We start from the raw sequence: 26196 nt of genomic DNA on the forward strand, positions 1-26196 counted from the left end.
GGAGTAATGAATTATGAATGATCGACATCGTCCATTCTTTCGGCTGGCTATGAAAGCCTTAATTATGCTGCTGCTCGCTGGTCTGCTGCCAGCCGTACATACGGCGGCTCAGGTGCAGGCAGAGCCGGTACTGGGGAATCAGATCAGGCCGCTGCTGATTGATAACCAATATGTGCTGTTTCCAGGTAAGTTGGCTCCCTATATCCAGGCGGGTAAATTAATGGTACCTGTCCGTGCGTTTGCTGGTGCGCTGGGTGCACAGCTGACCTATGATGCCGCCAGCAAGAGCACCACGATCTCGCTTCTTGGGGAGAGTGTGGGGAAGCTGCGGGCCGGGCAGGCTACGGCGGTAACCAGAGACGGGAGTGCGATATCGCTGGGAGTGTCCCCGCAGTTGCAGGATGGGGTGCTGTTTGCACCCATGAACCCGATCCTCACTGGACTGAAGAAGGTGAAATGGGAGAACATGTCCAACCTGCTTAACCGCAATGTACTGATAGTGCAAGGCCGGGGTGACACAGTGCTGCCGCAGGCCAAGGCGTGGCAGAGCGTGACTCCGTTTGAAGATGTGCCTGGGGAGCGCCAGCATCCCTTTTATCCTACACTGATGACGCAGTCTGCCGACGGCAAGGGCTTCCGGCTGACTCTCAGCGTGCTTAACGCCTCCGGGTCTGTTATTCCCAAGGGCGCTTCCAGCTTGGAGTTCGTCGCTGTGAACAGCCAAGGGCAGGCGGTAGTCCGGCAGCTTCCCGGCCCTTCGCAACCGACTCCTAAGGCGGCTGCCCTGTCATTCACTATTTATGTTCCCTCAGCGCCGGATTATGTGATTTTCAATTCGCGGATCAAGTAAAAATCAAGGAGGTTAGGTCTGCCATGGACATCCCGGAACACATTCAGAAGCTGCACGATGATCATAGAAAGGAATGGTTATCGGCTAAGCCAGAGGCGCGTGTGATACGCTTCTATGAGACGGATAAGCCTTACGGCTGCTTTTCTAATTTTGCGAAGTATCCGATCCTGTTAAAGGGCAAAGAGTGGGCGACATCGGAGCATTACTTCCAGGCGCAGAAGTTTGCGGGAACAGAGCATGAAGAGGAAATCCGGCTCGCCAGTACGCCTATGATAGCGGCCAGGATGGGACGGGAGCGGAGCCGGCCGCTGCGCCCGGATTGGGAGGAATGCAAGGTTCAGGTGATGCGGGAAGCGCTCATGGCCAAGGTCGAACAGCATCCTGCAATCAAGTCTATCTTGTTATCCACTGGCGATTGTACGCTTGTTGAGCATACCTCGAATGATGCCTATTGGGGAGACGGCGGGGACGGGCAGGGCGGCAATATGCTGGGGAAGCTGCTGATGGAGATTCGGGACGGCCTCAAGAGCGAAGCAGTCACCGGAGGCTCTTAAGGAGTAAGATGCGTATTTCAATAGATAACTTCATACATTTTCTTACTTTATGAACTGATTTGTGGTATAGTAAAGGCAGAAAAAACGTAGAATACAAAGAGAGCCGTGCTGGATACACGACTCTCGGAGCAATAGCCGCTTTTAAGGGCGGTGGCTTCAAAAGGTAGACCGTCAAAGAATAGACCGTATCCCTTGGGCAGGGCGGTCTATTTCTTTTTGAGGTAATTTAGCAGCGCAATAATGAACATGCCAAACATGAACATTAGGGACAATGCTTGATAAACCTCCATTGGCGTCACCTCCCTTCCGGGAGATTAGCCGACCGCCCATATAAGCCTTTCTATTGCTCTTGCGATTATACCACGGATGGAAAATTTTGAATATACGAACAGCGCAGACTCAACCAATGGAGCCCGCCGGAAGAGTGGGCTTGGGCTAATGAGAAATTTTAAGAGAGTGGTGCAACAGGCAGGAGAAAGTATAATAAAAAAAGAGAGTCGTGCGCTAACACGACTCTCGGAGCAATAGCCATTTTTAAGGGCGGTGGCTTTGGGAATATCAGTTAAAGAATAGACCGATTCCTTTGGTGAGGGCGGTCTATTTCTTTTGGGCTAATTTTGAATACACAAACCAAATCTCCTACTCAAGCCCAAAAGCAGGCTCCCCCACCTGCCTTTGGATTTTTTTTCATTGATTGGGAAATTATTATTTCCGTGCAATGTGGATAAGTGTCTTGGAGCATCCGCAGGAGACTATACTCTGGAATGACTTCGCTGTTCACCGAACACAATGGGCTGCCCGTGGACCTCTGGGCTGGAGGCGAATATGGTCGAAAAACCGACCACATTCGCAATGGCGATGCCGCAGGCATTTTGTTCATGTCTCTTCCCCCCCTGGAAATTTATTCTCCCATCGTAATACTTCCGCCATGTTCGCCACGCTGGATATCAGCGATGATAGAGCCTGTAAGGTAACGCCAAGCGCGTTCATCCTACATCCGGTTCTTATCCGAACGGGCGTAACGAGGCGGGGATCTCAGGTGATCCCGCAGTGCCGGCATGTATGTTACGGTATCCTGTACGGTCCGTTGCGGTAAGAGCACCTAAGGGGTTCGATTCCCCGATCGCCTTCACAGCGACGTTGGTTACAGTACTCGATTTCCATCGAGCGACTATTGAAGCACAATCGGAGTAAGGAAACCAATGGACAGGATCTCTGGCGGCTAGTCTAGCGCACTGCGGAAGGGCTTTGCAATCCGTGGATACCGATAGTGCGGCAGCAGGGGAGGACAGTGGCAAGGACAGAAGGGAACGAAGGCCGGCTGAAGGTTGGGTTAGCCTCAGGTCTCAAGAGTCCTCCCGGACCTCCCGGCAGACCGCTGTCTCAAACGTGATTCCGCCCGGTCTGCAGCGGGATTCTGTCATCCATTGGTCCAATCATGAAGGGGGTAATACATATGATGTTGAAGCCAATCACGATTCAAGCGGACCAGCGTGGTCTGCTCTTTCATAAAGGAAGTTATGTGAAGCGGCTGCTGCCGGGAACCTACCGTTACTTCTCATGGTCGCAGCATACGGTAGTAGTATTGAACATTGGCAGACCGTTTAGTGTCGAGGGCAAAGACCTGGAGCTGTTCTTACAGGAGGATGAACTCCTGCGGGAGCTCGATGTCGTACGCGTACAGGATCATGAGATTGTTCTGCACTATGAGGATGGCCAATTTAAGCAGCTGCTGAAGCCGGGTGTGTATGCTTATTGGAACCTCTTGAGGAAGCACACCTTCGTGCATATGGATATCCGGCAGCCGGAGCTGCCTGCCGGGATCGACCGCTCAATTATCCCGAAGCTTACTCCGTATGTGCAGTGCTACGAGATTGCGAGCTACGAGCAGGGCTTCCTGTTCTATGATCATACACTCCAGCGGGAGCTTAAGCCGGGTAAGTATTATTTCTGGAAGGGACCGGTCTCGGTGCTGACCAAGACGGTAGATCTAAGACAGCAGCAGATGGATCTGGTGGGCCAGGAAATGATGACAGAAGATAAGGTCTCGCTGCGTCTGAACTTCGTATGCCAGTACACCATCGTAAGTCCGCACCGTGTTCTGGAGATGAAGGGGTTTGACGAGCAGATCCACATCCAGCTTCAGCTCCTGCTCCGGGAATATGTCGGGACGCTGAAGTTGGACGATCTCCTGAAACGAAAAGAGGATGTTGCCACCTTCATTCTGTCCCGTATCCAGGAGAAGGGAGAAGAATTCGGGGTACGTTTTGTCGGGGCGGGGGTGAAGGATGTGATTCTGCCGGGGGAAATGAAAGACATCCTGAACACCGTCCTGCTCGCCGAGAAGAAGGCGCAGGCGAACCTGCTTACCCGCCGGGAAGAGACGGCTTCTACACGCAGCCTGCTGAATACGGCGAAGCTGATGGACGAGAATCAGACGCTGTTCCGGCTCAAGGAGCTGGAATTCCTCGAGAAGATATGCGACCGGATCGGCTCCATCTCGGTCACCGGCGGCGGCGATCTGCTGGAGCGGTTAAGCTCACTCATCGGGGCCAATAAGTAGACGACTTAAGATATAAATAAAAGACGCCCGGGAATGTCTCCCCGCAGCGTCTTTCTTTGTTAACTTATTGATAAGTTCCAGTATACTTAGGCGATACCAGCTTAGTACCTGTGGCTTCTTTGAGTTCCTGGACGCGGGCGTTCTTCGCGGCTTCGATATCCTTCAGGCCCAGCTTGTCCAGGGTGGCGAGGGCTTCTGTGTAGACGGATTCGAATTCGGCATCGCTTTTGGCGAAAATGATTTTGGGAACGACTTGTGCCCAGTAGACATTAATTTTCGCTTCGGCATTGGCTTCCTTGGAGCCGGGCTCATACGCATCGAACAGGTTGCCGGAATCCATAACATCATTACTGAACATATATTTGGCTGTGCCGGAGAACAGCTTGTCCATATATTCCGTCTGCTCGGTCTTTTCGGCTTCTTTGACATCCTTCAACCATACCTCATTAACCATCCACCAGATGGAGTCGAAGCCCCATTTCTTGGAGGCGGCGTTCCAGTCCTTATTGATGGCTTCCTCAATTTCGGCGTTCAGCTTGTATTTACCGTCTGCTGTTACCGTGAAGGTCTCGCCTTCCTTGCCGAAGCTGTTGACGGTCTGGCCATGCTCGCTGTACAGATATTCCAGGAACTGAATTGCGCGGTCCTGCTGCTTGGACTTTTTGTTGATAAAGGTCAGGGTCCAGCCCTTGTTGAGCGATCTGCCGTATTGCGGTAGCGTGCCTTCCTTGGACTGAATAGCGTCAACGGTTACATATTTCGCTTCTTTGTCCGCTTGGTAGAGATTGTTGACCGGATCTTTGTAGTCGGCATAGCTGCCGATCTTCATGAAGATGGAGCCCTGCGTCATTTTCTCCGCAATCTGGTTGTGGTCGCTTGTGAAGTTCTCCAGTGACAGCAGATCTTCCGAATACAGCCGGTTGACGAATTTCAGCACATTCTTGAATTCGCTGGTGCGGCGGACATCTGAATAAGAGCCGTCCTCTGTCTCGCTAACGGCGCCGAAGGAGCCGCTCAGCACGCCCAGGGAGTCGTTGATATATTTATCCTTATCGTCCAGATAGACCGGAATGACATCCATACCTTTATATTTCACCCCGGCGGCCTTCACCTTCTTCAGCGCTGCAATCAGGGAATCCTCCTGCTGCAGCTCTTCCATAGTAATGCCAAGATCGTTCATGATGTCCTGCCGGACCAGAATCTGGCCGTTGGAGCGTTCATTGTAGAACTTCTTCACCCCGGGATACTGATCCAGCATCTCCGGAGATACATAGTAGTTCGGAATGGAGTAGAGATTGCCGTCCGGCTGGGTGTACCAGTCTACCATGGATGGCGGCAGAATGGTGGTCAGGTACGGATCATACTCCTCCATTAGCTTGTTAAGGGGAGCCACCGTGCCGCTGCTCATCAGCGTCTGGATCAGCGAGTTGCTGTTCCAGCGGTCGAGTGTGATAATGTCGGGCAGATTGCCGGTTGCCATCATCACGTTGAATTCGGAGTTCACATCATTCCCGGCGAGTACATAATCGACGCTGACGCCGGTCTCCCCGGTAATAAGCTTGTCTACATAGTTGTTCTGCGCATCCCATTTCTTGGAGTACCCCGGTACGCCTACATACCAGGACAAGGTGGCAGGCGCTGTGTTGGATGTCCAGCCGGGTTCTGAGGCTGTTGCTGTATTTGCGCCTGTGTCCCCGCTGCCGGCAGTCGCTGTAGGCGACGGGGTGGTTTCGTTATTGGCGTTGCCCGCTTTGGAGCAGCCGGTTAATACGAGTGTCAGACTGAGACAGATGGATAATAAGGCCGTTGCTGTTTTCTTCATTTTTTTACCCCCAAGTTATCATCGTAAGCTATATGTTCATCCCACCTTAAGCGGATTTATCCTTTGACAGAGCCTATGAGCATGCCCTTGATGAAATATTTCTGTACAAAAGGATAGATCAGCACAATCGGGAGCGATGCGGCGACCATGGCGGCTAATTGCAGGGTCGTTGTCGTGACGGTACTGTGCGCCGTACCGACGGTGCCCGACATATTAGCCAGCAGTAGAGCGGCTTCCGTGCTTTGAACCAGCTTCAGGATATAGAGCTGGACCGTCTGCAGATGATCGCCGAACGTATAGATCATGGCGTCATAATAAGCATTCCAGTGGCCGACAGCCGTGAAGAGCGAGACCGCGGCGATCACGGGCTTGGATAAAGGCAGAATAAACTTGAAGAATATAGTGTATTCCCCGGCCCCGTCGATTTTGGCCGATTCGATCAGCGCTTCCGGCAGCTCGGCGAAATAGGAGCGGAACAGAATCACGTTCCAGAAGCTGAACAGGGCCGGAATAATGAACACCAGGAAGTGATTGTACAGCCCCAGCGAGTTGATCAGAATGAAGAACGGAATCATTCCGCCGCTGAGGTACATACTGCTGAGTCCCAGCATGGAGTAGAATTTCCGGTATTTAAGGTTCCGGCGGGAGAAGGCGTAAGCGAACATAGCTGTAAACACAATATGGGTGAACGTACCGATCACCGTCCGGGCCACGGTAACCCCGAAGGCCCGGATCAGAGCGCTGTCGCTGAACAAAGCGCTGTAGTTGTCCCAGGTGAACTGCCGGGTGAACAGGTAGACGCCGCCTCTGGCATAATCTGCGCCTTCGTTGAAGGAGCCGATCACGGAATACCAGAACGGATAGAGCGTAAATACAATCAGAATGAGCATAATCAGAACATTGCATGCATTGAACAGTTGTTCACGCCATGAGCGATCCTTAACCACGAGCGTACCCCCTAGAAGATTCCTCTTTTTGTTATTTTTTTGGCCGTGAGGTTGGCAAGATAGAGCAGGACAAGCGCAATGACCGTCTTCATCAGACCCACAGCCGTAGCGTATTCCATACGGAACTCCCTGAGCCCCACCTTGTAGACATAAGTGTCAATGACCTCGCTGCTATCAATATTCAGAGGATTCTGAAGCACGAAGAACTGGTCGAAGCCGCTATTCAGGATATTACTGATGGAAAATACGAGCAGAATAACAATCGTGCCGGTAATGGACGGCAGCGTAATGTGCCAGATGCGCTGGAAGCGTGTGGCTCCGTCCATGTAGGCCGCTTCATACATTTCCTGATCGATGCCCGCAATAGCGGCGAGATAGAGTATGGCCCCCCAGCCCAGCTCCTTCACGAGGTTCGTTAGCACCGCAAGCAGCCAGAAGTAGTCCTGTTCCCCGAGGAAATGGATCGGCTCGGAAATGATTCCAAGCTGCAGCAGCACATAGTTAACGACACCGCTGCTCGGCGACAGAATGTTGATAATCAATCCGCCGAAGATGCTCCAGGAGATAAAGTGGGGCAGATAAGTGACCGTCTGCGTCAGCTTCTTGAAATGCTGTGAAGTCAGCTCGTTGAGCATCAGCGCGAACAGGATGGTCAGGGGGAAGTTGATGAGCAGCCCCAGGATATTGATGCCAAGCGTATTGCGCAGCATATTCCAGAAGTTGATATCGTTCACGAACTCCTTGAAATTGTCCAATCCGACCCATTCTGCCGTAAAGATGCCTCGAATTCCGGTGACGATGTTATATTCCTTGAAGGCAATCAGTACACCGTAGAGCGGAATAAATGTAAAGACGAGAATGAATATAATACCGGGAAGAATCATCGTCTGAAGCGACAGCTGATCCTTGTTCCGGAAGTTCCTGCCTGTGCCCGGGGATTTGCGCGCCGCGAGCGTAGCCTCTGAATCTGTCATCTGGCAACCTCTTTTCTCTTGTGCTTCATCAATTGTAAGCGGATTAAGAAAGCGATAACAGGATTGGAGGTTATGAAAAGGTATCATTATTCATCCTGAACAGACAAAAAGCCCCTCCTTTCGCGTGAGCGAAGCGGGGAGCCTGCGATCATGAGGCAGAGTGAGACAGAGTGGGGCGGAGGAAGCTCCGCTTAGGTTGAGTTCACCGGGAATGCTTCTGATATTCCTTCGGACTGACCCCGAAATAGCTTTTGAAGACACGGGAGAAGTTCTTAGGGTTGCTGTAGCCGAGCTGCTCGGATACTGTATGGATTTTGACATTGAGTCCGCTGAGGGCCTGCCTGGCGTATTCCATCCGCTTCATCGTGACATAATCCTGGAAGTTGACCCCGGTGCTGTCCTTGAACATTTTACTGAAATAGTTATAGCTCATATTACAATAATTGGCGATAAAAGCCATGTTGATGCCGTTCAGCAGCTGCTCCTGCACATAGGTCTTGGCAATCTCCACCACATCGCCGCTGTGCGCCAGACTTGCGCGGGCTTCGATCATGTGCAGGATACAGGACTTGAGGTACAGCCGCAGGGCCTCGCTTCGTTCGAAGGTAGAGAGGTCGCGCTTCTGGCCGGGCAGCCAGCCGATCGTGTGCAGGATGATATCGTAATTATGGCGAATGCTGCTCATGCTGCTGCTCTTCAGGGCTTCTTCGTTAAAATAATGCTGGATCAGCGGGAGCACCTGCTCCCGGCGCCCCATATCGATCAGCTCCACCAGCGTTCTCAGATGCTCCGGCTTGATCCGGGTATCTTCTTTGTTCAGAGTATCCTCGTACACAATAAGGCTATGCCGGGAGGCGGTCAGCTTGTACTGAAGCGTGTCCAGTGCGCTCTGGTAGGCAAAGGCCAAGCCGCTCGTGCGGCTACCGGACTCAGTAGCACCGGCTGCTGCGGGCTGAACCGCACCGGGTGCACAGTGCACCGCAGCACCGACGGCAACCGCGGTGGAGCCGTCCGCCAGGAACGGCTGGAGCAGCTTGTGTATGCCGCCAGCATCATACAGCTGATCATTATAGTTGAGCCAGAGGACCAGGTCATTATGTCGGTTATAGAAGGGGAGCAGACTGAGATGGGGCTGCTCCCAATCGGCAGCCAGCAGAAGCTGCTCCCAGTTGCCGCCGGTGGAAGGCTCGTGCGGAGCCGGTTGGCTCACGGAGACGATGGCCGCCGCAGTGACAGGATGAGGGAAGCGGCAGCCCAGCTCACCCAGTACGGCCTGGATGGCATCATGGTCATCCGGGGCAGTGTGCAGAACCTGATTCATGCCCCGGCTGGCCTTCTCCAGCAGGGCCAGTTTTTGCTCGGAGTGGCCTTCAAGGTCCTGCTGCTGCTCCTGCTGAAGCTCGTGCACTGTCTTGTTCAGCACCTCGGCAAGGTCGCCGGAATGGACCGGCTTCAGCAGATAGTCGCGCACGCCCAGCTTGAAGCTCTCCTTCACCAGATGGAAATCATCGTATCCGCTGATGACGATGATCTTATGGCGCTGGTGCCGTTCGCGGAGCGTACGGAGCATCTCCAGCCCGCCCATGCCGGGCATGTTGAGATCTGTCAGCACGATCGGCGGTTCTTCCCGCGCGATGACCTCCAGCGCATCCGCGCCATCGCGTGCGGTCAGCAGCGGGCCGATCTGAGGCACTTCCAGGTACTCGATAATATCCTGAAGGCCTTCGCGTACCATTTTCTCATCATCCACGATCAACAGCTTGTACATCCCTGAGCCCTCTCATTCATAAGGAATTCTAATCTGAACCTTCGTATAGTCATTGCTCTTGCCCTGCATGGTAATGGGGTAGGCGTCGCCGTAATACAGGCGCAGTCTGGAGTTGATATTGTGCAAGCCGATGGAGCGGCGGGGCGGCTCGGCCGCAGGGTCCTCGTAATGGAGCGGGGCGCGGAACTGTTCATTCAGGCCGGCAATCTGTTCTTCCTCCATCCCCCAGCCGTTATCGGTGATATCGATGATGACCTGCTGCTGAATGGCGTAGGCCCGCACCTGGATATGCAGCAGCTCCCGCCGGGCGGTTTGTCCGTATTTAATACTGTTCTCCACGATCGGCTGGAGCAGGAACTTGATCACCGGAAAGGTTTTTAACGATTCCTGGACCTCAATGTCCAGCCTGATCTCCTTGCTGCTGCTCAGCGATTGCAGACTGACATACTTGCGGATTAAGCCGATCTCCTCGTTCAGCGTCGTATGCAGGGTATTGTCGCTCAGGTTGTAGCGCAGGATCTGCCCGAAATCCGCCAGCCGGTCCGCCGTATCGAAGATCCTGGCCTTAATCAGCTGCATCCGGAAGATGTCTAGAGTGTTGTATATAAAATGCGGGTTGATCTGATATTGCAGCGCCTTGATCTGGGCTTCCTTGCGCAGCCGCTCCTTCATGACCACCCGGTGGATCAGCTCGTTATTGCGCTCGATGAGATCGTTGAAATCATGCGCGAGCTGTCCCAGCTCATCCGGCCTGTTATCGGGAATGCGGATCGAATTGTTGCCGGTAATGACCTGGCGCATGACCGACACAATTTTGTTGAGCCGCAGAAAAATCATTTTGAACATGAAATAACAAGTGATCATCAGCAGCAGAATACTGAACACGATCAGCAGGATCTGATTCCACACATTTTTGCGGACAGAGGCATTGAGCTGCTCCAGTGATACCTTATACACGAGGCTCTGGCCGATGGAATCGAGGTTACGATGCAAATATAAATATTCTCCCTGGATAAAATAAGCTCTCTTATCGCCGATATGCTGCTGCAGGATGGCTGCTTCCTCTGCTTCGTCCAGCTCTGCGGTAGACAGACCAATATGGCCGCCGGCATAGAGGAATTGGGCGTTCGACAGATTGGCGGGCTCCTCCTCGATGCTGAACAGGCTGTCCTCGGCCAGCGTAACCACGGCCAGTCCCAGCATGCCGCGGGCAGGCGAATACAGCTTGGTAAGCAGCGTATACTTCCTGCGCTCATCTTGTAGGCTGGCGGGGCCCAGCCCACGGTCATCCGGCAGCAGCCACAGCCGGGTCTCCGAGTCCTTTTCCACAAATTTCTGTAGCTTGGGATGAGAAGAGTAGTTGCTCAGATGAAAGAAATAAGGCCACGACTCCGGGATGGCGTCATTCCCCATATAGACACGGATGGAATAATCGTCACTCTCTGAGAAAGCGGTCGCATATTTGATAATGGGCGTGACGGTGTCCAGATATTCCTTTAGAAATTCCGATTGATCCCCCAGATAGGGGTCATTGATGAATTCGAGCATTTTGTTGTTCCGGCTGACCATGGAGGTCAGATCCGATGCTACCTGGATGCGGTCTTCAATATCCCGATAGGACTGGTCGAAGGCATGGGACATATTGGTGATGAAGCTGTCCTGGATGTTGCGCGTGGTATGGGTGCTGTTCCACACGAGCAGGACGGAGAGCAGGATAAACGGAATGGTATAGAACACTATCATTTTGACCATAATGCTGTTTCTTCGTTTGGATATCATAACGTTTCACCTTCTGCGGCAGATCTTTACGGGTCCGGGAAGCCGGTAGCCGTATGGGTATTTACGATCTACTATGAACGCTGCCGTCCAAAAGAACAATCGAAAATGCATTAATGTTCATTTTGTGCGATTGGTTCCCTCCCTTTGTACTAACGTCTTTCGTTCCGCTTTTCTACAATAGAAGTATTACAACGATAGAGAGGTATTGACCTATATGAGAGAACGGTTAAGCATGGACAAGGATTGGCTGTTCCATCACGGAGATATAGCTATCCCGGCGGAAAACAGCCACAAAGCGGTATACGGCAACGCCAAAGCAGGCGGCATCATGGGAGCGGCCAGCATCGAATGGAACGATAATGAGTGGGAGACGGTAGGGCTGCCGCATGACTGGTCTTACCGCCAGCCGTTCGACCGTGAAGGCGGGGTGCCGGACTTCGGCTACAAGCCGCGCGGCATTGGCTGGTACCGCAAGAAGTTCAAGCTGGAACCGTCCGATAACGGCAGGCAGCTGCTGCTGGAGTTCGACGGCATCGCCACCTATGCGACGATTTATTTGAACGGCAGCGTGCTGGGGCGGAACTTCTGCGGCTATACCAGCTTCGTTGTGGATATCACGGACAACGTCTTCTATGGCGACCGCCCCAATCTGCTGGTGGTGAAGGTGGATGCTTCGGTGTCCGAGGGCTGGTGGTATGAAGGCGCGGGCATCTACCGCCATGTGTGGCTTACGAAGAAAGATCCGCTGTCCATCGCAGACCGCGGCATCTGGGTCAATCCGGTGAAGCAAGATGCGGACAAGTGGCTGACGAACGTGGAGACAAGGATTACGAATGAGCGGGAGACGGCTGCGGAGGTTGAACTCCTGTCCCGGGTAGTGCGTGCCGACGGAGCAGTGGTGGCGGAGGAACGGACGACTGGCCGCGCGGAAGCGGGGGAAGCCGCCGTTCTGAAGCAGGAGCTGCCTGTTAGCTCGCCGCTGCTGTGGGATGTGGATGCTCCGCACCTGTACAAGCTGCACTCCACCCTGCTGGTGGACGGAGAAGAGCGGGACACGGTCACGACTTCTTATGGTTACCGCAGCATCCGGATCTGCCCCGATACCGGATTCTATCTTAATGAACGCCCGCTCAAGATCAAGGGCACCTGCAACCATCAGGACCATGCCGGGGTTGGCGTGGCGTTGCCGGATGCGCTGCATGAATACCGCATTGCACGGCTGAAGGCCATGGGAAGCAACGCTTACCGCTGTGCCCATCACAATCCTGCGCCGGAGCTGCTGGAGGCCTGCGACCGTCTCGGTATGCTGGTGATGGACGAGAACCGTAATTTCGACAGCTCGCCGGAAGGGCTGCGCCAGGTCGAGAATATGGTGACGCGCGACCGAAATCACCCGTCTGTCGTGTTCTACAGCCTGTTCAATGAAGAACCGCTGCAGGGCACACCGGTCGGACGCAAAATGTTCAAGCGGATGAAGCAGGCGATCCTGCGTCTGGACGATACCCGTCCGGTTCTGGGAGCCATGAACGGCGGCGTCATGGAAGACGGAGGTACCGTCGATGTGATGGATATCGCCGGATTCAACTATATGCATGGCGGCTATGACCGCTTCCACGAGAAGCATCCGGGTCAGCCGATGATCGGGTCCGAGACGGTCAGTGCTTTTGCCACACGGGGGACTTACGTCAGCGACACCGCGCTGCAGTTTTTTGACAGCTATGACCGGGAACGGGCGAATTGGGGCAACACCGCAAGAGAGTCGTGGCAAGCCATTAATACCCGCGACTATATGATGGGCACCTTTGTCTGGACAGGCTTCGATTACCGCGGCGAGCCGACGCCTTATGAATGGCCCAGCGTCAGCACCCATTTCGGCATCCTGGATACCTGCGGATTCCCCAAGGATTCCTATTACCTGTACCAGGCGTTCTGGCTGAACGAGCCGGTTGCGCATATCGCGGGCGGCTGGAACTGGCCGGGGAAGGAAGGGCAGCCGGTGACCGTCATGACGCATACCAACTGCGATGAAGTGGAGCTGTATGTCAACGGCAAGCTTCGGTACAGACAGGCTGTCGAACTCTATGAGCAATGCCAATGGGAAATTCCTTATGAGCCGGGAACGCTGCGGCTGGAGGGATATCGTCAGGGCAAGCGGGTCGCTGTGGATGAGAAAATAACGCCCGGGGCAGCTTGCGCGCTGCGCGTGGAGACGAGCAAGGCGGCTCTGCTTGGCGACGGGCGGGACGCGGTCGTGGTGAATGTCTACGCCATCGACGCCGCAGGGCGGTTTGTGGAGACGGCGGAGCAGCAGGTATCCTTCTCGCTGACCGGCAGCGGCAGTATTCTGGGAGCGGGCAACGGTAATCCCAATTCCCACGAGCTGGATCATCTTATGGAGCGTTGCCTGTTCAATGGCTGTCTCCAGCTGATTGTCGGCAGCGTTGGCAGCGATGCGGGGCATACCGCTATTGAACTGACGCTTCAGGGGGAAGGCTTGCAGCCTCTGGTGCAGGTCATCCCGGTAGAAGCGGCGGAGGAGCCTCCCTATGTATTGTCCGTTCACGAGCGGTATATTAACAACTGGCTGCTGACACAGGAGCTCTCTCCGGAGCGTCCCGACCCCAATGTGGAGATTCATCCTACGGATATGAATTCCTGGGAGAAGGTCGACGTCAGCTTCGGGCCGCAGCAGCTGCTCCAGGGAGCAGACGGCTATGTGATTTACCGCAGCTCCATTACCCTGACGGAACGGGAGAAGAACAGCAGCCCATATCTGTATTTCCACGCGCTTAGCGGGGATACCGAAATCTACGTCAATGGCCGGCTGCTGGCCAAGCAGTCCTCTCCATGGCCAATGACCCTGGAGGTTGCGCTTGACGATGTGGAGCTTGGCGATGAGACGGTTTTGTCCGTGCTGGTCGGCATTCAGCCGGATGTGTACAAGCCGGGCATTAACGGTGCGGTCTCGATGGGGTTGAGGGGGTAGGGGGCGGTCTATTTCTTTTGGAGGTAGTTTAGCAGCGCGATAATGAACATGCCGAACATGAACATTAGCACACTGAAGTCACTGGATGCGGACCAAAGAGCAAATGAAACGGCCCCTCCTTTAAAAGGACGGTGTAGCCGTTTCTACTTGGTTATCTATAAGCTGCATCAGTAAAAATGTTGTAATTTTTGCAACTTGAATCCCAAGATGCCGTGTGTTTGTGAGGCTTGTTGCACAAATTGCAACAATTGTCGGGTTAATCCGCATGCAGAAGAGGAAATGTTTACTTTTGTACAACAATTTTGAAATTGAGCCGAAATAAACAGGGGAATGTTGTATTATAGGCAGGATTTTTAAGTCGGCAGATTCACGTGACAATGTCGGCTGCCCAGGAAGTCCCCTTATTCACTTGGGGCAGGCTGGATGATGGGAACTTAAGAAATAACAATCGCCCTCCACACCGCTCTGTTGAGCGGATGGAGGGCGATCTTTTTATGAGACACTCTTCGTCTGTACGTTTCACCTAATCTACTCCACCAACCCGAGCAAATACCCGTAATGCTCCCCCTCCATCTGGTCTAGAGGGATGAAGCGGATAGAGGCGCTGTTGATGCAGTAGCGCTTGCCGCCGCGGTCAGCGGGACCGTCGTCGAAGACGTGGCCCAGATGAATGTCGCCGGATTGGCTGCGGACCTCGGTGCGTTCCATGCCGAAGCTGGTATCCGTATCATAGGTGACGACCTGCGGGGCAATGGGCCTCGTGAAGCTGGGCCAGCCGCAACCGGAATCGTATTTATCCTTGCTGGAGAAGAGGGGCTGACCCGTGGCGATATCGACATACAGGCCAGGCTCATAATTATCCCAATAGTCGTTGCTGAAGGCACGCTCGGTGTCATTCTTGACGGCTACAGCGTATTGGTCGGCGGTTAATCGCTCCTTCAGTTCTGCGTCGGAAGGGCGCGGGTACTGGGCCGGATCGATAACCGGCTCTTGCTCATCCAGGATGCTTAAGTCAATGTGGCAATACCCGTTCGGGTTCTTCTCTAAGTAGTCCTGATGATATTCCTCCGCCAGATAGTAGTTCTCCAGAGGAAGGACTTCCGTTACAATCTTCTTGTCATATTTGGTCTGCTCCTGGGCTACGGCCTGCTGGATAACAGCTGTATCCTCCGGGGACGAATAGTAGATTCCTGTCCGGTATTGAACGCCCCGGTCATTACCTTGCTTGTTGAGGCTGGTCGGATCAACGACCTTGAAATAAGCTTCCAGGAGCTGCTTCAGGGTGACCTGCTTCGGATCATACTTCACATGCACAGTCTCCGCGAACCCCCGGTCCCCGCGAATGACATCCTCGTAGGTCGGATTCTCACCTTTCCCGTTGGCATAGCCTGAGGTGACGTCCTGAACTCCCTGAATGCGGGCCATATACGCCTCAACGCCCCAGAAGCAGCCGCCCGCCAGATACAGGTCACGCAGATCCTTGTCAGCTATACTTGCGGTCTTGACCGCTGGAACTGGAGCGGCGGCTGAGGCGGAGCTCATTCCCGCGAAGGTGTCCTTAATCTGCTCGTTGGAGGCATGACCCGGGAGGGACTTCACCAGCACCCCTTCTTCATCGATATAAAAAGAACTGGGATACGCCCGTACCTGAAACTCCTTGGCCCATGTCCCATCTTCATCGAGCAGCACGGTCAGATTGTCATACGACTGCTTGTTGAACCAGTCCGTGAACTCCTTGGCGGATTTCTCGCCTTTGTAGCCGGGAGTTACAATCGATACCACCTGGAAATCCTTCTCCTGTCCGGCCAGCGTATTCAGTTCCTCCAGACCGGCAAGACAGATGGAGCACCAGGAGGCCCAGTATTTCACATACACGTTCTTGCCTTTCAGATCCTCCAGCTTCATAGGGTCGCCCTTCAGATCATTTAATGCGAATGCGGGTGCTGGCTTCCCCTTGTTCATGGTTGCCGGGGAGTCCGTCTTGCCGGATGCTGTATCGGGCTTCGCACCGCATGCAGCCAGGATCGACAGCAGGCCGCCAATCACCAGCATATATCCCATCCACTTCCATATCTTTTTCATACCAGATTCCTCCACCGGTTATTGAATCCAGCTCACAATCGTATTCAGCTGGTCTGTCATTAGCAGCAGCCCCATGGCGATCAGCATACAGCCGGAGGCGATCTTGATCCCTCCCATGAACCGGTACAAGCGGCGAATCCGCTGCACCAGATAGTCCGAGAAGACGGATAGTACGAGAAAAGGAATCGCCAGACCCAGCGTGTACAGCAGCATGAGGAATCCTCCATAGGCAGGGGAGCCTTCCCCAGCGGCGATACTGAGAATGCCCGCAAGTACCGGGCCGATGCACGGCGTCCACCCGAAGCTGAACGTCAGGCCGAGCAGGAAGGCCCCGATATATCCTCCTCGTGCTGCGCGGGGACTGGACAGCTTTTTTTCCCGTTCCAGCCAGGAGATCTTGATCAGTCCGGTCTGGTAGATTCCGAATAAGATGACAATCGCTCCGCAGACGGCAATGAACCTGGAGCTTGAAATGACATTGCCAAGAATACCGGAGCCGAAGCCCAGGGTGATGAAGACCACAGACAGTCCAAGCACGAAGATTAGGGTCCGCAGCATGAATACCGAACGGAACCGCAAGGAGCCTGTGTCCACCCCGCCCTGATTCACATTGCCCGCCAGGCTTCCGGACAGATACGAGACATAGACCGGAAGCAGCGGCAGAATACAGGGTGCAAAAAACGATAATACCCCTGCGCCGAAAACGCCGAACAGGAATACAAAATCACCAGCCATCTCTGTCACCACCTATATGAGTACTGCTTCTCTAACGCTAAGGCTTACCGGCTGGTGTAGATGGGAACAGTGAACCAGAAGCAGCTTCCTGAACCCTTATTGCTCTCTACACCAATCTTGCCGCCATGCAGCTCCACAATGGATTGTGCGATAGCAAGACCCAGTCCGGCGCCTCCGCTATTCTTACTGCGCGATTTATCTATCCGGTAGAACCGTTCGAAGATCCGTGCGGTCTCCGCCGCTTCAATTCCCTGCCCCTCATCGCTAACGGCGATCCGCAGGAACGGGCCTTCCTCGGCGGCGGACAGCACGATATGGCCTTCTTCAGGAGAATGTTGAATGGCATTCTGCACAAGATTGGACAGTACCCGCTTGATCTGCGTGGGCATCATCAGGGCCGCGGGCAGCTTATCCGGCAGCTCAATCTCGGCCTTCAGCCGCTTCTCCGCCAGATGGAAGGAGAAGCTCTCCAGCGTGCTGATCAGCAGCTCATCTGCATGGCAGGGCTGCGGGTCGAAGGTTCCGCCGCTCGCCTCCAGACTGGATAGCTCAAAGAGGTCCTGGATCAGCCCCGCCAGCCGCTTCGTCTCCAGCCGGATCGTATTCAGATACCGCTGGAAGGTCTCTTCGTCCTTGATCACGTCATCCTCCAGCGCTTCCACGAACGACTGAATGGAGGCAAGAGGGGTCCGCAGATCGTGGGAGACATTCGCGATCAGCTCCCGGCGGGCGGATTCGGACTGGTGGAGATGGTCGAAGCTCTCTTTTAGCTTACTGCTCATCTCATTGAATTGCCGGGCCAGCAGCTTGAACTCGTGCGGGCCGATCGTGGGGACTTCGGTGTGAAAATCCCCCTCGGCAATCCGTACCGTCTGCTCCGTAATCCGGGCAATGGACTTCTCCACCGGCCGTGTCAGCAGATGCTGGAGGATGAAGGAGAACAGGCCGATCCCGGCTGTGATGCCGGACAGATAATATAGCTGATCGATGGTCAGCAGCATCCGGGAATAACTGACGAATAGACAGACTAGCAATACGCCGATCCCCGTAAGACTGGACAATAGTAGATAGGTACGCAGCTTCATTAGATGCCATCACCCGCAAACTTATAGCCGATTCCCCAGACCGTCTTGATGTATTTCGGGTCAGAGGGAGTCTGTTCGATCTTCTCGCGTAATCTCCTTATATGCACCGTAACGGTAGTCGTATCTCCTTCATAGCTGAAATCCCAGATCTTGCTCAGCATCTGCGTCCGGGAGAACACCTGCCCCGGATGGCTCGCCAGCAGATACAGCATTTCGAATTCGGTCACCGTCAAGTCAATCGCCTGCCCGCTGATCTCCACGGTACGCTTCCCGACATCGAGGGTCAGTCCTTCGTACTTGATCGTGTGCTCAGCGGCGGTAGCCGGCGATACCTGGACATATCTCATTCTGCGCAGAATCGCCTGCACCCGCAGTACGAGTTCCCTTGGACTGAAGGGCTTGGTCAGATAATCATCCGCACCCATCGTCAGCCCCATTAGCCGGTCCTGTTCCTCGCCGCGCGCCGTCAGCATGATGATCGGAAGATCTTCGGTCTGCCGGATCTCGCTGCACACTTCCCAGCCATTTTTATGTGGCATCATCAAGTCGAGCACAATCAGGCTTGGAGACTGGCTGCGCCATAGCTCTAGCGCCTCCAAGCCGTCCTTGGCGGTGGTGACCAGATACCCTTCCCGTTCCAGATATCTGCGGCAGACATCGGTAATATTCGGATCATCATCCGCGACCAGCACTCGTTCATTCATCCTAACCCACCCCATATCCGGAAAAATCCATTTGATTCCATCATATCACAGGGTGAGGGCATCGCTCATCCCGTCTTATTTCATGGCCTTGGCAGGCTTCATGTACATGGTCACTACCGTATCCGCCACATAAGTGCTTCCATCGTACAGGGCAGGGGCCATGCTCAGATTGACGGTCTTACCGTCGACCATCATTTTTTTCGACCCGATCATTACCTTGATCATCTTGGCCGCCGGCTTCATGCTGTTGTCCATCATCTTGCCGTCGTCCATCATCTTGCCGTCGTCCATCATCTTGCCGTCGTCCATCATCTTGCCGTCGTCCATCATCTTGCCGTCGTCCATCATCTTGCCGTCATCCATCATCTTGCCGTCATCCATCATCTTGCCGTCATCCATCATCTTGCCATCATTCATCATCTTGCCGTCGTCCATCATCTTGCCATCATCCATCATCTTGTTGTCGTCCATCATCTTGTCGTCATCCATCATCTTGTCCATGTACATCAGCGATACGGAGCGGTCCTTGCTGTTCCATTCAATGCTGTAGCCGTACATCATGGCGGCCTGTCTTAGGTTCATTAGCTCCATGCCGTCTTTTTTCATCGTCTTGATGCCTGCCGCTGCGCCGGAGATGCCGGACACCGCCAGAGAAAGTACCAATACTGCCGCCATCATGAACCGTTTACCTGCTTTTCTGTTACCCATGCTTATCACGCTCCATATCTTTTTAGTGGTTTACATGGAACAGCATAAGCGGCAGAGCTTACGATTCTCTAAGCGAAACCTTACGATTGTATTACGGCAGCGCAAAGAGCGTATAACTTCTCCCTATAGCCAGATATCAGTTATAAGTGTTACTCCTAAGGCCGCACTCCATGCTAGAATTTATACACAAAGACAGAACAGTGGAACTAGAGGAGGGCTAATCATGTGTGATAGATTTCAGATCGTAGGCAGCCTGCTGCGTCCGGCGGAGCTATTAGAATATAAGCAGCAAATCGAACACCGGGACGATATCCAGTATCCTTTTTACGAGGATTTCCAGGGCTATGAGCAGTGTGAAGCGAAGGCGATACAGTCGGTAGTCGAGCAAGCGAGCGAGAATGGGCTGACAATTCTGACGGATGGGGAGTACTCCAAGTCGATGTGGCATCTGGACTTCGTGTGGGGCTTCCAGGGCATTGAACGCTATATTGCGGATCATGGATATTTCTTCAGAGATATTGACGGTACTTCCAAATACGAGACGCGAAAAGACATCGGTCTGCGCATCACAGGTGAACTCGGCGGGAAGAATCACCACTTCCTTCAGGCCTACCGCCAGCTTCAGGCTCATGCCGGAGACCGGGAGACGAAGCTGTGCGTGCCTTCGCCATCCCATATCTTCGGAGAGCTGTCCTGGTCGGATAACCTTGGCGGCGAGGGTGCAGTGTACCAGAACCGTGATGAGCTGAAGGCGGGTCTGGTGACGGCGTATAAGGATTTCGTAGGGGAATTCGCAGCCGCTGGCGGTAAGATTCTGCAATTCGACGACTGCCTCTGGGAGCTTTTCGCGGACGATAATCCGAATTCGCCATTTACCGGTGAGAAAATCAACCACGAGGAAGTACAGAGTCTCGCCACAGAGTTCATCGATATTAACAACACCATTATTGATTACGGACATAGCCTGGGGTTGCTCATGTGGACCCATAACTGCCGCGGTAATTATGATTCCCGGAATATGGGCGGCGGCTCTTATGTGAAGATTGCCAACCTGTTCCTGAAGCAGCTGAAGTACGACCGCTTCTTCCTGGAGTGGGACGACGAACGCGCTGGCTCGCTGGAGGCACTTGCTGTGTTCAAGGATAGACCGGAGACGGAAATTGTACTTGGCTTGCTGTCTTCCAAAACCAGTACGCTTGACGATGAGACCCGTGTCCTCCGCATGCTGGATGAAGCGTCCACGATCATTCCGAAGGAGAGATTACTGCTCTCCCACCAATGCGGCTTCGCGTCCTGCGACGGCGGCAACGAATTGACGGAAGCGGAGCAATGGGCGAAGATCAGACAGGGGCAAAAGATTGCCCAGCAATACTGGGCTTAACTTCATTAATAGGTAGCAGCTGTTCATAAAAGCAAGCCCGCATCTGGCAACAGGATGCGGGCTTGCTGCTGTTTATGAAACTAAGTAGTCTTTGAAACATCTGAATGAGGAGCAGATGGAATGTATATGAAAAACCGAACACAATATGCTACCACGAAGGTAAGTTGCCCAATGTATACGGAAATCCGAATACATTGGGTGCTGCTGCGATGAAGCGTCGCGCTATGCTCCACAGCCAGTAACATTTATAGAGAAATCCTGCAGGAAGTGCAACAATACTGCCCCATAGATGCGGTCTATGCTGAAATCCTGCAAGAAATGCAGCAAATTCAGCGCTAATCTGCTCTAAACACCGAAATTTGTGCAAATAATGCAACATTGTACTTCAGCCAGTAATAGGTAAGGAGGAATCCTGCAAGAAGTGCAGCAATTCTCTATACAAGCGGCTGGTGAGAGAAGGCATCAGCATCCTTCACCCGGTAGGGTGATTTCCTAATGTTTCCGTCTATATCACCTGCTATATAGATTAAACTTGAAAATTTAAGTTAAGGGAAAAGTGGCGGAGGGGAATTTTGGAACTGTAGGAGCGGTAGCGTCCGCCTGAAAGCTTTCCGCAGGAAAGCTCGCATCGTAAGCATAGGCTGTGTTTGGATTTCCACCGTGCGTAGCAGTTTTAATCAAGAAATTCAAACACAACAGTGCCGGAAGTCCAAAACTTCTCTGGAGTCACGGCCATCCCAAAACAAAAAAATCAATAGTTCAATTTATATAGCTAAACACCATGTCGCATTTATCCGGCTGCAATGTCGCAAAAGTACATGGAAACAGAGGCTACAGATCGGCTATACTCGCTGTAACAATTATGATAATGAAAATCATTATCACATAATACATAACAGGGGGAGTCAGCGTGAACAGAGCAACACAGAAACAAGGGGCCGGCAGGAAGAAATTCGCCGCTGGGCAATCAGGATTATTCATGGTATGGATGCTGGCGCTGGTACTGGTACTTACAGCTTGCGGTTCTGGGGGAGGCACGAATGCAGGTACAGCCGCACAGCCGTCTGCATCAGCGGAGCCGTCTCCATCGCCTGAAGCACAGACGCAGGCAACACCGGAGGCACAGGCTACAGCAGCCTACCCGGTTACCTTCAAACATATCAAGGGCGAATATACGCTTACGGAGAAGCCGAAGGTGATCGCTGTGCTTGACGTGAAATTCGCCGATCAGCTGATCGCGCTTGGAGAGAAACCGACAGGCAGCGTAGTTGCCGGAACCAAGGACGAGTTCCCGGAATATCTGAGTGCTCAAATGGACGGGGTGAAGGTCCTGGGTACACGCGATGAGCCCAATCTGGAAGCAATTGTGGCGCTGAACCCGGATCTGATCTTGATGACGGATTTTCAGGAGGAGGCCTATGAGAGTGTTAGTAAAATCGCGCCTACCATCGTCCTGGACTTCTATGAGGATTGGCGGGATACGCTGGCTACCATCGGTACAATAACAGGGAAGCAGGCAGAGGCTGAAGTGGTGAAGAAGGCCTACGAGGACAAAATCACCGGACTGCGTGAGCAGCTGTCGGCGAAGCTGGGCGACGAGACGGTGGCGCTGATTCGTCCAAGACCGGAAGGAATTCGGGTACATGGTCCCGAGCACCGGACAGGAAGCATTCTGTATGAGGATCTGGGATTAAAGGCTCCAGCGTTCGTTCAGGCGATCAAGGATGATACCTCAGTTGAAATATCGATGGAGACTGTCTCTGATATCGGGGCAGATCACTATTTCCTGCTCTCGGATGATCTGTTCGCCAAAGAGGCAGAGGCTCTGGCCAGCAGTCCGATCTGGAAATCCCTTGATGCAGTCAAGAATAACCGTGCCTATGATGTGAATTCAACGCTCTGGATCGCGTACTATGGTCCTCTTGCGATTAATATTATTGTAGATCAGGCCTCGGAAGCGCTGCTTGGAGCTCACTGAGATGGACCACTATCTGTCGTCGGCCCCCTGGAGGGAACTGGCGGAGGATTACAGGATGAGGCTGGGGGAGCCGCCTGCGGGCACCGTTCGCACCATTGCTCTGAGTGAGCTGCAGGACGAAGCGGTGTGCCGCGAGTATGTCAGCTGGCTTAAGGATTATATCGGTGCGCCGGACATGCAGGTTGCGGCTTCCATGCTGGCCAAACGGATCGGCTATCTGTGGATCGCGCCAATACTGACCGCCATGACCGTTCATAATCGTGAAGTCTTCTTCCCGCTGGACAGAAGCTTCCTCTATCATCCGGCCTCTGCAGAAGAGACGACATTCCCTTTCCTGGCACTGGACGGGCTTCAGTCAGCCTCACCACCGGAGGATAGGGCCGTGTGGCGCGAAGCTGTTATTGAGGAGAATTTTGCGGTACGGCTTGCGCCGCTGCTGCAGACGCTTGCCGCCGTGGGCCCCGTCTCCATGGCCGTGCTGTGGGAGAATATAATGGTGCGTATTGCCCCGCTGTATGCCCTTGGAGCAGACTCATCCGACGAAGAAAGGCTGCGGATGCAAGAGGATTTTGTGTATCTGACCCGGACGGCTCCCGGCGCATTGTTCGGCGCAAGGCGCAATCCATTCACCCGGTTCACCGAGGGGAATGACGGGGCTCCGGTTGCGAAGAGCAAGCGCATTACCTGTTGCTTTTACTACCGGATGTCCGGAGAATATTGCAGAAAGTGTCCGAAAATTGACAATGAGAATGAATCTCAATTAAAATGACAGCAGGTCTATCCGTTAAGCAAAGGATACTGTTGTCAGGAGATGAGAGAAATGCCGCAACAAGAACAGGCAAGTCTATGGAGTGATACAGCGGTCAAGACACTTGATGTGCGCAGTGGTACTGTGCCGCCCGGCGGTGTGCTGAGCGAAACGGGACTGGCGTCTAATCAGCTGCTGCTGGCCATCGGCGGGCAGGGAGGGCTTGTGATGAATGGTGAAGGCTGCCATGTCCAGGCCTCTTTTGCTTGTCATGCCGTCAAGGGATCAGTCTACACTCTGAGTGCGGAATCAGACAACATTCATTATACAGCTATTAGCTACAAGGCCATTCCTGTGGCGGGAGCTGCACATGTCCTCTTCCCGCAGCGCAATCACCCGCTGCGCACTTCGTTCATTCACCATTCCGGGTCCCCGGCGGAACTGCATATGGCGGCGGAGAGAATTGCCGCCAAATGGAGCCGGGGAGAAGGGCTGGAACGCTTCCATGCCAATGCGCTGCTGCAAGGTATGCTCTACGAGCTTATTATGGAGCATGAACGCGGTCAGGGCGGGGTAGAGCCCGATATGGTGGAGGTTGTTGCCGCCTATATCGAGGGGCACTATCGTCAGGAGCTGGGGCTTAAAGAGCTGGCCGCGCTGGCCGGATGCGGCGTGCGGCAGCTCCAGCGGCGGTTCAAGCAGGAGAAGCGGCTCGGGCCCATGGAATACGTAATCCGGCTGCGGATGGAGAGCGCAGAGCGGATGCTGCGTTATACGGATGCTTCCATCGGCGAGATCGCTGAGCGGACAGGCTACCGCGACATGTATTATTTCAGCAGGGCGTTCAAGAAGCATTATGGAGTTCCCCCGCAGCTCTACAGGCGCACTGCCGCTTCAGCTCCCGCTGTACTCTCCGCTCCTTCGGGACGGTCAGAGAGCGTGGCCTTCCCGCACGAGTCACCACAGGGTCCGTTGATCCACCATCTGCGCGGCGAATATCTTGTCACCGCTGCTCCGCAGCGGATCGCCGTACTCGATGTCCAATATGCGGACCATTTACATGCCCTGGGGATGTCCCCCGCAGGAAGCGTAGGATTCGGAAGCGGGTCGCTGAATTTCCCCGCTTATTTCCGTGAGAGATTAATAACAACGGAAATGCTCGGAACCTACGAGTACCCGGACCTGCTGGCTGTTGAACGGCTGCGCCCGGATCTAATTATCTGCACCGAGGTGCATGCTCCGCACTATGAACGCTTAAGCCAGGTGGCGCCAACGATCATGTTCAAGCGTAATGAGAGCTGGCAGATGATTCTGAGGCTGTTCGGCGAACTGACAGGCAAGCAGGCGGAGGCGGAACGGATTATTGCCGATTATCTGCGCCGTACGGCATTGCTGTCCGCAGAGCTGGCTCCGGTACTCGCGGGTAAGAGTGTGGCTCTGATCCGTCCGCGGGAGTCCATCGTCCGGGTACATACGGCTTCTCACCGCACCGGCGCTGTGCTGTACCGGGACCTTGGTCTGCCTGCTCCGCGATTTGTGGCGGAACCCGCCTCCGACACGGCTTACCATATTTCCGTGGACAGACTGCCGTCTGTGCATGCCAACTACTACTTTTTGCTTAGTAATGAGAGGATGCAGGAGGGAATATCGATGACAGAGCACAGTGTGAGGGGCATGCTAGGTGCAGACAAGCGGCAGCTTATATACCCGGTAGATGCTGCTACCTGGATCGGCTGTTATGGACCGACAGGCATCAACTGCATTCTGGATCAGGTGGCCCAGGCGTTACTGGCTTGAGCGGACTAGCGGCAGACGGAACCGCTGCCAATTACATCTCCCGATCATACTTGAACCGGTAATAGATGCCGTATCCAATCGTGAACAGGTAGGCGAATACCAGTAACAGCACCACGGTGAGGTCAGCCTCCATCAAGGCAAAGGCGAGCATTAAAGCCCCGAATACAAAAACCATCATATCATAGGCCTTCGCCTTCGCCCGGGTTGCAATGGCGATATTGCGTTCATCGTGCTTGTTGATCTCCATCTGCTTGGCGATGGCGGGGCTATTCTTCAATGCGCGCCGTCCGAGTAGTTCCCCCATCCCGCTGCCGAACAGGCCAGAACCCAGTCCGATACAGATAAAGGGCAGTGTCCGCAGCACCCCCTCCGGCTCTTGAACTGTTCTAAGGAAGTACAGACTGCCTGCCAGCAGGACTACACCTGCAATAACCAGAAGATAAGCCGAGACGGATTTCTTCATCAATTCTCTTCCTCCTCATAAATAAAAATCTCCTCAATGCTCAGCCCGAAATAACGGGCAATCTTGAACGCCAGCAGGATGGACGGATTATAGCGGCCGTTCTCCAGTGAACCAATCGTCTGCCTGGACACCTCAAGCGCCGCTGCTAATTCCTCCTGCCTGATTCCGCGCTGCTTGCGTAACTCTTCCAAACGGTTGTTCATGGAATCACTCTCTTCATGGAAAGTTAACTTAACATGGTGATTGTATCGCATGATGCTGAGGATGTAAAG

General features: G+C 53.8%; 22 protein-coding genes. 8 read left to right on the plus strand and 14 right to left on the minus strand.

The window, feature by feature from the left end:
- Window positions 1-13 precede the first annotated feature (13 nt).
- The gene (locus NST26_RS03145; protein ID WP_340978490.1) at window positions 14-850 is read left to right on the plus strand and encodes a copper amine oxidase N-terminal domain-containing protein; all 837 of its coding nucleotides are present in this window, start codon (window positions 14-16) and stop codon (window positions 848-850) included.
- Between the two features lie 23 nt (window positions 851-873).
- Window positions 874-1404 carry an NADAR family protein gene (locus tag NST26_RS03150; RefSeq protein WP_340956106.1) on the plus strand — a complete coding sequence of 177 codons (531 nt, stop codon included), beginning with the start codon at window positions 874-876 and terminating at the stop codon, window positions 1402-1404.
- Between the two features lie 206 nt (window positions 1405-1610).
- Here NST26_RS03150 and NST26_RS03155 read toward each other — a convergent pair whose 3' ends face one another.
- A complete protein-coding gene (locus tag NST26_RS03155; RefSeq protein ID WP_219214875.1) occupies window positions 1611-1694 on the minus strand; it encodes a putative holin-like toxin in 84 nt (27 codons plus the stop codon).
- Between the two features lie 1169 nt (window positions 1695-2863).
- Here NST26_RS03155 and NST26_RS03160 point away from each other — a divergent pair.
- Complete coding sequence (locus NST26_RS03160) at window positions 2864-3967, plus strand: slipin family protein (RefSeq protein WP_340958157.1); 1104 nt, start codon at window positions 2864-2866, stop codon at window positions 3965-3967.
- A 64-nt stretch (window positions 3968-4031) separates the two neighbouring features.
- On the opposite strand, the gene NST26_RS03165 is transcribed toward NST26_RS03160, so the two are convergent.
- From NST26_RS03165 to NST26_RS03185, 5 genes are all read right to left on the minus strand, one after another.
- Window positions 4032-5789: a hypothetical protein gene (locus NST26_RS03165; RefSeq protein ID WP_340978492.1), complete on the minus strand. Its 1758-nt coding sequence runs from the start codon at window positions 5787-5789 to the stop codon at window positions 4032-4034.
- 56 nt (window positions 5790-5845) lie between these two features.
- Window positions 5846-6736: a carbohydrate ABC transporter permease gene (locus NST26_RS03170; RefSeq protein WP_340978494.1), complete on the minus strand. Its 891-nt coding sequence runs from the start codon at window positions 6734-6736 to the stop codon at window positions 5846-5848.
- A gap of 11 nt (window positions 6737-6747) precedes the next feature.
- The gene (locus NST26_RS03175; protein WP_339312744.1) at window positions 6748-7710 is read right to left on the minus strand and encodes an ABC transporter permease; all 963 of its coding nucleotides are present in this window, start codon (window positions 7708-7710) and stop codon (window positions 6748-6750) included.
- Between the two features lie 202 nt (window positions 7711-7912).
- Complete coding sequence (locus NST26_RS03180; protein WP_340978495.1) at window positions 7913-9478, minus strand: response regulator; 1566 nt, start codon at window positions 9476-9478, stop codon at window positions 7913-7915.
- Between the two features lie 12 nt (window positions 9479-9490).
- On the minus strand, window positions 9491-11257 hold the full coding sequence (locus NST26_RS03185; protein ID WP_340978496.1) for a sensor histidine kinase: 1767 nt from the start codon (window positions 11255-11257) through the stop codon (window positions 9491-9493).
- Window positions 11258-11471: 214 nt separating this feature from the next.
- On the opposite strand from NST26_RS03185, the gene galA reads away from it, so the two are divergent.
- Window positions 11472-14243, plus strand: a complete 2772-nt coding sequence (galA, locus tag NST26_RS03190; protein ID WP_340978497.1) for a beta-galactosidase GalA — start codon at window positions 11472-11474, stop codon at window positions 14241-14243.
- A gap of 8 nt (window positions 14244-14251) precedes the next feature.
- On the opposite strand, the gene NST26_RS33960 is transcribed toward galA, so the two are convergent.
- The 6 genes from NST26_RS33960 to NST26_RS03215 all read right to left on the minus strand — a co-directional run bounded on the left by NST26_RS33960 (window position 14252) and on the right by NST26_RS03215 (window position 19557).
- Entirely contained in the window at window positions 14252-14314 is a 63-nt protein-coding gene (locus NST26_RS33960) for a putative holin-like toxin (RefSeq protein ID WP_445323359.1), read from the minus strand.
- A 457-nt stretch (window positions 14315-14771) separates the two neighbouring features.
- Window positions 14772-16325, minus strand: a complete 1554-nt coding sequence (gene msrAB, locus NST26_RS03195; protein ID WP_340956091.1) for a bifunctional peptide-methionine (S)-S-oxide reductase MsrA/peptide-methionine (R)-S-oxide reductase MsrB — start codon at window positions 16323-16325, stop codon at window positions 14772-14774.
- A gap of 18 nt (window positions 16326-16343) precedes the next feature.
- Entirely contained in the window at window positions 16344-17060 is a 717-nt protein-coding gene (locus NST26_RS03200; RefSeq protein WP_339312759.1) for a cytochrome c biogenesis CcdA family protein, read from the minus strand.
- Between the two features lie 44 nt (window positions 17061-17104).
- Window positions 17105-18145 carry a sensor histidine kinase gene (locus tag NST26_RS03205; protein WP_339253573.1) on the minus strand — a complete coding sequence of 347 codons (1041 nt, stop codon included), beginning with the start codon at window positions 18143-18145 and terminating at the stop codon, window positions 17105-17107.
- Window positions 18145-18849, minus strand: a complete 705-nt coding sequence (locus tag NST26_RS03210; protein ID WP_339253575.1) for a response regulator transcription factor — start codon at window positions 18847-18849, stop codon at window positions 18145-18147. Before NST26_RS03210 ends, NST26_RS03205 begins: the two co-directional genes overlap by 1 nt.
- A 75-nt stretch (window positions 18850-18924) precedes the next feature.
- On the minus strand, window positions 18925-19557 hold the full coding sequence (locus NST26_RS03215; RefSeq protein WP_340956088.1) for a hypothetical protein: 633 nt from the start codon (window positions 19555-19557) through the stop codon (window positions 18925-18927).
- Between the two features lie 223 nt (window positions 19558-19780).
- Here NST26_RS03215 and NST26_RS03220 point away from each other — a divergent pair, with 223 nt between their 5' ends.
- The 4 genes from NST26_RS03220 to NST26_RS03235 all read left to right on the plus strand — a co-directional run bounded on the left by NST26_RS03220 (window position 19781) and on the right by NST26_RS03235 (window position 25461).
- A complete protein-coding gene (locus tag NST26_RS03220; protein WP_340956086.1) occupies window positions 19781-20938 on the plus strand; it encodes a 5-methyltetrahydropteroyltriglutamate--homocysteine methyltransferase in 1158 nt (385 codons plus the stop codon).
- Between the two features lie 910 nt (window positions 20939-21848).
- Complete coding sequence (locus NST26_RS03225; RefSeq protein ID WP_209875348.1) at window positions 21849-22916, plus strand: ABC transporter substrate-binding protein; 1068 nt, start codon at window positions 21849-21851, stop codon at window positions 22914-22916.
- 1 nt (window position 22917) lies between these two features.
- Window positions 22918-23685 (plus strand): (2Fe-2S)-binding protein, encoded by a 768-nt coding sequence (locus tag NST26_RS03230; protein ID WP_340956084.1) that lies wholly within the window; start codon window positions 22918-22920, stop codon window positions 23683-23685.
- A 51-nt stretch (window positions 23686-23736) separates the two neighbouring features.
- On the plus strand, window positions 23737-25461 hold the full coding sequence (locus tag NST26_RS03235) for an AraC family transcriptional regulator (protein WP_340978498.1): 1725 nt from the start codon (window positions 23737-23739) through the stop codon (window positions 25459-25461).
- A gap of 31 nt (window positions 25462-25492) precedes the next feature.
- Here NST26_RS03235 and NST26_RS03240 read toward each other — a convergent pair whose 3' ends face one another.
- Window positions 25493-25924, minus strand: coding sequence for a hypothetical protein (locus NST26_RS03240; RefSeq protein WP_340980787.1), 432 nt, complete (start codon window positions 25922-25924; stop codon window positions 25493-25495).
- Window positions 25924-26127, minus strand: a complete 204-nt coding sequence (locus NST26_RS03245; protein WP_036730779.1) for a helix-turn-helix transcriptional regulator — start codon at window positions 26125-26127, stop codon at window positions 25924-25926. Before NST26_RS03245 ends, NST26_RS03240 begins: the two co-directional genes overlap by 1 nt.
- Window positions 26128-26196 lie beyond the last annotated feature (69 nt).

The sequence above is a fragment of the Paenibacillus sp. FSL R7-0128 genome (assembly GCF_038002245.1).
In the GTDB taxonomy this organism is placed as follows: Bacteria; Bacillota; Bacilli; order Paenibacillales; family Paenibacillaceae; genus Paenibacillus_AQ; species Paenibacillus_AQ silagei.

What these genes read in the sequence shown, in the direction of transcription:
- NST26_RS03145 (WP_340978490.1), top strand. Translation starts at nt 14, where the DNA reads ATGAATGATCGACATCGTCCATTCTTTCGGCTGGCTATGAAAGCCTTA.
- NST26_RS03150 (WP_340956106.1), top strand. Translation starts at nt 874, where the DNA reads ATGGACATCCCGGAACACATTCAGAAGCTGCACGATGATCATAGAAAG.
- NST26_RS03155 (WP_219214875.1), bottom strand. Translation starts at nt 1,694, where the DNA reads ATGGAGGTTTATCAAGCATTGTCCCTAATGTTCATGTTTGGCATGTTC.
- NST26_RS03160 (WP_340958157.1), top strand. Translation starts at nt 2,864, where the DNA reads ATGTTGAAGCCAATCACGATTCAAGCGGACCAGCGTGGTCTGCTCTTT.
- NST26_RS03165 (WP_340978492.1), bottom strand. Translation starts at nt 5,789, where the DNA reads ATGAAGAAAACAGCAACGGCCTTATTATCCATCTGTCTCAGTCTGACA.
- NST26_RS03175 (WP_339312744.1), bottom strand. Translation starts at nt 7,710, where the DNA reads ATGACAGATTCAGAGGCTACGCTCGCGGCGCGCAAATCCCCGGGCACA.
- NST26_RS03180 (WP_340978495.1), bottom strand. Translation starts at nt 9,478, where the DNA reads ATGTACAAGCTGTTGATCGTGGATGATGAGAAAATGGTACGCGAAGGC.
- NST26_RS03185 (WP_340978496.1), bottom strand. Translation starts at nt 11,257, where the DNA reads ATGATATCCAAACGAAGAAACAGCATTATGGTCAAAATGATAGTGTTC.
- galA (WP_340978497.1), top strand. Translation starts at nt 11,472, where the DNA reads ATGAGAGAACGGTTAAGCATGGACAAGGATTGGCTGTTCCATCACGGA.
- msrAB (WP_340956091.1), bottom strand. Translation starts at nt 16,325, where the DNA reads ATGAAAAAGATATGGAAGTGGATGGGATATATGCTGGTGATTGGCGGC.
- NST26_RS03200 (WP_339312759.1), bottom strand. Translation starts at nt 17,060, where the DNA reads ATGGCTGGTGATTTTGTATTCCTGTTCGGCGTTTTCGGCGCAGGGGTA.
- NST26_RS03205 (WP_339253573.1), bottom strand. Translation starts at nt 18,145, where the DNA reads ATGAAGCTGCGTACCTATCTACTATTGTCCAGTCTTACGGGGATCGGC.
- NST26_RS03210 (WP_339253575.1), bottom strand. Translation starts at nt 18,849, where the DNA reads ATGAATGAACGAGTGCTGGTCGCGGATGATGATCCGAATATTACCGAT.
- NST26_RS03215 (WP_340956088.1), bottom strand. Translation starts at nt 19,557, where the DNA reads ATGGGTAACAGAAAAGCAGGTAAACGGTTCATGATGGCGGCAGTATTG.
- NST26_RS03220 (WP_340956086.1), top strand. Translation starts at nt 19,781, where the DNA reads ATGTGTGATAGATTTCAGATCGTAGGCAGCCTGCTGCGTCCGGCGGAG.
- NST26_RS03230 (WP_340956084.1), top strand. Translation starts at nt 22,918, where the DNA reads ATGGACCACTATCTGTCGTCGGCCCCCTGGAGGGAACTGGCGGAGGAT.
- NST26_RS03235 (WP_340978498.1), top strand. Translation starts at nt 23,737, where the DNA reads ATGCCGCAACAAGAACAGGCAAGTCTATGGAGTGATACAGCGGTCAAG.
- NST26_RS03240 (WP_340980787.1), bottom strand. Translation starts at nt 25,924, where the DNA reads ATGAAGAAATCCGTCTCGGCTTATCTTCTGGTTATTGCAGGTGTAGTC.
- NST26_RS03245 (WP_036730779.1), bottom strand. Translation starts at nt 26,127, where the DNA reads ATGAACAACCGTTTGGAAGAGTTACGCAAGCAGCGCGGAATCAGGCAG.